This is a genomic window from Gordonia aurantiaca, assembly GCF_039939235.1.
Classification (GTDB): Bacteria; Actinomycetota; Actinomycetes; order Mycobacteriales; family Mycobacteriaceae; genus Gordonia.
In genome coordinates this window covers 1-1,091 of the sequence record NZ_JBDUUF010000037.1, presented here as the reverse complement: position 1 = coordinate 1,091, position 1,091 = coordinate 1, and the positions used below count along the sequence as shown (strand labels likewise).

General features: G+C 67.6%; 1 protein-coding gene. It reads left to right on the top strand.

Annotation, left to right across the window (positions count from 1 at the left end; translation table 11 throughout):
• Positions 1 to 24 precede the first annotated feature (24 nt).
• A partial coding sequence (locus ABFT43_RS22630; protein WP_347962476.1) for an IS30 family transposase occupies positions 25 to 1,091 on the top strand: 1,067 nt, incomplete at its 3' end.

The window sequence follows — 1,091 nt, the reverse complement described above, 5'->3', positions numbered from 1 at the left end:
AACACCTCTATCAGGAGGTGTTCGATGGTTCGTCGTCAGCAGGCCGCGGACAGGGCGGTTCGTCCGAAGCTCCGCTCGCCGGGGCATCCGAAGTTTCAGAAACCCGTCGAGGCGGCGTTCTGGGGCGAGATCGCGAAAGGGCTGCTCGCGGAGGAAGCCGCGGGGGTTGTCGGCGTGGCGCCCGCGGTCGGCGCAAGATGGTTCCGACACGCTGGCGGCATGGCGCCATTCGACATCGCCCAGCAGCCATCGGGCCGCTACCTCTCGTTCGCTGAGCGCGAGGAGATCGCGATTCTCAAGGAGAAGGGCAAGGGCGTTCGCGAGATCGCTCGCGCCATGGGCCGCGATGCCGGGACGATCTCTCGTGAGCTGCGGCGGAACGCGGCCACGCGGGGCGGGAAGCCGGAGTATCGGGCGTCGGTCGCGCAGTGGAAAGCAGACATGACCGCGAAGCGACCCAAGGTCGCGAAACTCGTCGCGAACCCGCGGCTGCGCGCGTATGTCGAGGAGCGCCTGTCGGGGAAGATCACAAGCCCCGATGGCACGATCGTCACCGGTCCCCAGCCGCCGCGGTTCACCGGGAGAGGCAAGCCGCATCGGAAGGACAGGGCCTGGCCCTGGGCTTGGAGTCCGGAGCAGATCTCACACCGGTTGAAGATCGACTTCCCGGATGATGAGTCCATGCGCATCAGCCCAGAGGCGATCTACCAGTCGCTCTACATCGAGGGCCGCGGCGCGCTCAAGCGCGAACTCGTCTGGAACCTCCGCACGGGCAGGGCGCTACGCGTCCCCCGAGAGCGGTCGCGGCGCAAGACCTGGGCGCATGTCACGCCGGAGACGCTGATCAGCGAGCGACCGGCGGAAGCCGACGGTCGCGCCGTCCCCGGGCACTGGGAAGGCGATCTGCTGATCGGGTTGGAGCGCTCGGCGGTCGGCACGGTCGTCGAGCGCAAGACCCGTTACACGCTGCTCGTCCATCTCCCGCGGGAAGAGGGCTATCGGCACAAGGAGACGCCGAAGAACGGGCCGGCGTTGGCCGGCTATGGCGCGATCACGATGAAGAATGCTCTCGCCAACACGATGTCGGCGCT